The organism is Pseudomonadota bacterium, from assembly GCA_026388215.1.
Taxonomy (GTDB): domain Bacteria; phylum Desulfobacterota; class Syntrophorhabdia; order Syntrophorhabdales; family Syntrophorhabdaceae; genus JAPLKF01.
Window position 1 is genome coordinate 1 of the sequence record JAPLKF010000045.1, and the last position, 4,451, is coordinate 4,451.

Consider the following 4,451-nt stretch of genomic DNA (forward strand, 5'->3'; position numbering starts at 1 on the left):
GTGGGTAAAGAGGTTGTGGTAAATCTCATCCATGAGTCGAGCGAGAGGAAAAACCAGCCCCTTGTAAAGGTAAATTGCGCGGCAATACCTGAGACCCTCCTTGAAAGTGAACTATTCGGGTATGAAAGGGGCGCCTTTACAGGGGCGTACCAGAGAAAGATGGGCAAATTTGAGTTAGCCAATAAAGGAACTGTCTTCCTTGATGAAATCGGCGACATCAGCCTGCTGCTACAGTCCAAACTGTTAAGGGTGATACAGGAAAAAGAGATTGAGCGGTTAGGCGGCCTTCATCCCATTAAGGTAGATGTGAGGATAATTGTTGCGACAAACAAAAACCTTGATGAAGAGGTAAAAAAAGGAACGTTCAGGGAAGATCTTTACTACAGGTTAAATGTGGTGAACGTACAGATACCCCCGTTAAGGGAAAGGAAAGAAGATATACCCCTGCTTATCGACTTTTTCCTGAAAAGATTCAATGACAAACACAAAAGGGAAATTAGGGGCTTTACAAGAGAAGCAAGGGATATGCTGATAAAATATGATTATCCCGGAAATGTGAGAGAACTTGAAAATATCATAGAAAGGGCAACTGTGCTCACAAGGGGAGACCATATATCGAAAGAAGACCTGCCAGCCTTGTCCGATAAGGTTCAACCACCACTTGAAGGGAATATGCACGAGGTAGTTGAAACAATCGAGAAGAGGATGCTCATAGAAGCCCTTGTAAATGCAAACTGGGTTCAGACAAGGGCAGCATCCAGCCTTGGAATAAGCGAGAGGATGCTGAGATACAAAATCAAGAAGTATAACATCGCTAAATAGTAATAGCCCAGACAATAGACTATAGACTTTTCACTTTTCACTACTCACTGCTTCTTCGGTGTGGTATATTCTAAAAAAGGGGGTTTAGCTGGACAGCCACACCATATTTATTGAAGGCGAGAAGGGGGGTAAAATCACCCTTTCCATATCAGGAAAGATGTCGCTCGAGAATCTGAATGTAATGACATCAGAAATGAAGTCGCTCTTTGAAGATAAATCCCCTTCCGAACTCACTATCAACCTTGCAGGGGTTGAATACCTGGATAGTGCCGGAGCGCTCCTGCTTATCGAGATGGAGGCTGAGGCTAAGACAAGGTCAATCCCCTTTAAACTCATAAACTTGTCTGGCAAAGGGCAAGGGATAATGAACCTTCTTGACCGTGATGCCCTCACTACTCACCCCCTCGTTCCAAAAGAGAGGTCCCTGAACATTCTGGAACAGATAGGGAATGTAAGTGAAGATATGTTCGATGACCTGATCCAGGTCATTACCTTTGAAGGGGAGCTTATCATGGAGATGGTTTTCTCATTGTTCCATCCTCTTTCAGTCAGATGGAACGATGTCCTTTCCTATATGAAGAGGGTGGGGGTGGATGGGCTTCCCATATTAGGGCTTATTAGCTTTTTATTAGGTCTCATCATAGCGTTTATGTCTTCCTTGCAGCTCAAGCAATTTGGTGCCAACATATACGTGGCTTCCCTTGTGGGTATTGCTATGGTAAGGGAGCTCGGGCCCATCATAACAGCAATTGTTGTTACCGGGAGATCCGGGTCAGCCTTTGCAGCGGAGATTGGAACAATGAGGGTAAATGAGGAGGTTGATGCCCTTATTACAATGGGTTTTAACCCAATAAGGTTCCTCGCCATACCAAAGGTTTTTGCCGCCATGATGGTTGTGCCCATACTTACCCTGTTTGCAGATATTTTTGCAATTTGCGGTGGTATGGTTGTGGGTGTGTTAGGCCTGGATTTGACACTCTATACATACATTCAGCAAACGATGCAGGCCCTGGAAATATTTGATATTGTATCTGGTATTGTAAAATCCGTAGTCTTTGCTATCCTCATCGCAGGGATAGGATGCCAGAGGGGCTTTAAGGTGAGGGGAGGCGCTGAGGCTGTTGGCAACGCAACAACTTCAGCAGTTGTGTATGGGCTATTCCTTATTATAGTTACCGATTCAGTGTTTGCTATTATTTTACACTATATAGGATGAGGACATAGTAAATTGTTAGGAGTTTATGGGGTTATAGATGTCTGAGCCAGTTATCATAGTTGAAGGGCTTACTGTTCGTTACGGTGATGATACCATTTTAGAAGACGTGAGTTTTCAGGTGTATAGGGGGGAGGTCCTGGTTGTTGCAGGGGGAAGCGGCTGTGGAAAATCTACCCTTTTAAAACATATGATTGGATTGGATATGCCAGACGCCGGCAAGGTACACATCAATGACGTTGATATCACTACTGCAGAGGACGAAGAACTGAGAAATCTGAGAAAGGGTATAGGAATGCTCTTCCAGTCGAGCGCCCTTTTTGGTTCCATGACGTTGTCAGAAAATATTGCCCTCCCATTATTAGAATTTACAAAGATCCCCCCATCGACTATTGACCTTATTGTGAAAATGAAACTCGGTATGGTTGGACTGGCTGGCTATGAAAATCATTTTCCCTCTGAATTATCAGGAGGCATGCAAAAAAGGGCTGGTATCGCAAGGGCAATGGCAATGGATCCGCACATACTTTTTTTTGATGAGCCCTCTGCGGGGCTTGACCCTATCACCGGTGCCGGGCTCGATATACTTATAAAGAGGATTAACGAAGGAATGGGGACCACAATGGTTATCGTCACCCACGAGCTTGAATCTATATTTGCCGTAGCACACAGAATTCTCATGCTTGATAAGAGCAAAAAAGGTATAATTGGAGAAGGCGATCCACGGGAACTGAAGGAGCATTCAAAAGACCCGATGGTGAAAGGCTTCTTCAACAGACAGGTTATGGAAGATAAAGGCAGAGGAACCTAAAATGGTAAAGAAAAAAATGTATTTTAATGTCGGGCTTTTTGTTACCATAGGCATTCTTATAGGGGTAAGTGCAATTGTGTGGGTAGGTGCTTCTAAATACTTTCAGGAAGGGACTATTTTTGTTACCTACTTCGATGAATCAGTACAGGGGCTGCAAATTGACTCGAGTGTCAAGTACCGGGGTGTAGACATAGGCAGGGTAATGAAAATAGGGGTAGCACCTGATAATAGACTGGTAGAGGTAGTTATGAAGATTGAATTCAGGGGTAATGTGGTGCGGGATACTGTGGCAAAACTAAGAACAGCAGGCATAACCGGTATCGTCTTTGTCGAACTGGAGCGAAGAAAACCAGAAGACATCAAGCTCTCACCAAAAATAGATTTCACCACCAGGTACCCGGTAATACAATCCCTTCCTTCGGATATAAAACAAATATTTTCAGCGGTTGATAGTATTATGGAAAAAATAAAGCAGATCGATTTCAAGGGAATATCCAACCAGCTAATAGATACTACAAAGGCGGTTGAGATCTTTGTAGGCGGCGACAGGATGAAAAGGATTCTGTCAAACATAGAATATACGGTGGCTAATCTGGAAAGTGCCACTGACAAAGTAAACGATATAATGACAGAAGGCATCATCGAAGACGTTGTTACTGAGGCAAAAGATGCGATAAAAGAAGCAAAGACTGTTATCACAAGGGTAAAAACAGAAGTGGATTCTTTAAATGTAGCGGAAACTACGGGTAAAGCAAACCAGCTTATAGAAAACATGAATAAGAAGATGAACACAGCAGCAACCGAAATTACAGTTACAAGTGAGAACCTACGGCGAGTCTCAGAAACCCTTGAGAATCTCATGGAAAGACTCAGCGCTGACCCATCTGAACTTATCTTTAGCATTCCGCCCACTCAAAAGAGGGCAAAATAAATGGAGAGAGGTGAAGAGATGAAACCACATACAATCGGCCTATACATGAAACTTAGAATCCTGCTTATCCTGATTCCTGCCCTCCTCCTTACCGGTTGTTTTACGAGGGCAAAAACCCCTTATATAGTGGAACAATATATACTCGAGTATTCCTCACCTGTCTTTAAAAACCATGCTCTTCTGGACGAATCGATCAAGGTCGAGCGTTTTTCTACAGCCCAATCCTTCAACAGCCCGGCAATGGTTTACAAACCACACGCATATAAGCTTGCCGTGTATAACTACAACCGCTGGAGGATTACCCCGGGGGATATGGTCACAGATTATCTTCTCAGGGATTTAAGGAACTCTGGTCTTTTTCGGGCAGTCCTCTCCTACCGTGATGTAGATAGTACCAGATTTACCCTCGAGGGTGTGATAGAAGAGTTCCTTGAACTGGATGAGGGAAGTAATGGCAAGGCGATTCTCAGTCTGAATATTGCACTTCTCGACCAGAACCAGAAAGAGATAACCAGGAAGGTTATCTTCCAGAAGGGGTACCGGCTTATAGAACCGCAAAAAGAGCAAACCCCTGAAGGACTCGCACAAGGCATGAGTGCTGCGATGGCAAGGTTATCAGAACAATTGATAAACGACATTTACAGTGCAGTAAAAAATAGAGGTCATTAGTTAGA

The 4,451-nt window shown here is 43.7% G+C and carries 5 protein-coding genes; all 5 read left to right on the forward strand.

The features are described 5' to 3' along the window. Complete coding sequence (locus NTU69_03450; GenBank protein ID MCX5802585.1) at positions 1-822, forward strand: sigma 54-interacting transcriptional regulator; 822 nt, start codon at positions 1-3, stop codon at positions 820-822. Between the two features lie 145 nt (positions 823-967). Continuing rightward, positions 968-2,038 (forward strand): MlaE family lipid ABC transporter permease subunit, encoded by a 1,071-nt coding sequence (locus NTU69_03455; protein ID MCX5802586.1) that lies wholly within the window; start codon positions 968-970, stop codon positions 2,036-2,038. 37 nt (positions 2,039-2,075) lie between these two features. Continuing rightward, a complete protein-coding gene (locus NTU69_03460; protein MCX5802587.1) occupies positions 2,076-2,846 on the forward strand; it encodes an ATP-binding cassette domain-containing protein in 771 nt (256 codons plus the stop codon). Position 2,847: 1 nt separating this feature from the next. Next, positions 2,848-3,777: an MlaD family protein gene (locus tag NTU69_03465; GenBank protein MCX5802588.1), complete on the forward strand. Its 930-nt coding sequence runs from the start codon at positions 2,848-2,850 to the stop codon at positions 3,775-3,777. Next, the gene (locus NTU69_03470) at positions 3,778-4,446 is read left to right on the forward strand and encodes an ABC-type transport auxiliary lipoprotein family protein (protein MCX5802589.1); all 669 of its coding nucleotides are present in this window, start codon (positions 3,778-3,780) and stop codon (positions 4,444-4,446) included. The last annotated feature ends 5 nt before the right edge of the window (positions 4,447-4,451 follow it).

Excerpts from the sequence above, each read along its gene's own strand:
- NTU69_03460 (MCX5802587.1), top strand. The coding sequence starts at position 2,076 with ATGTCTGAGCCAGTTATCATAGTTGAAGGGCTTACTGTTCGTTACGGT.
- NTU69_03465 (MCX5802588.1), top strand. The coding sequence starts at position 2,848 with ATGGTAAAGAAAAAAATGTATTTTAATGTCGGGCTTTTTGTTACCATA.
- NTU69_03470 (MCX5802589.1), top strand. The coding sequence starts at position 3,778 with ATGGAGAGAGGTGAAGAGATGAAACCACATACAATCGGCCTATACATG.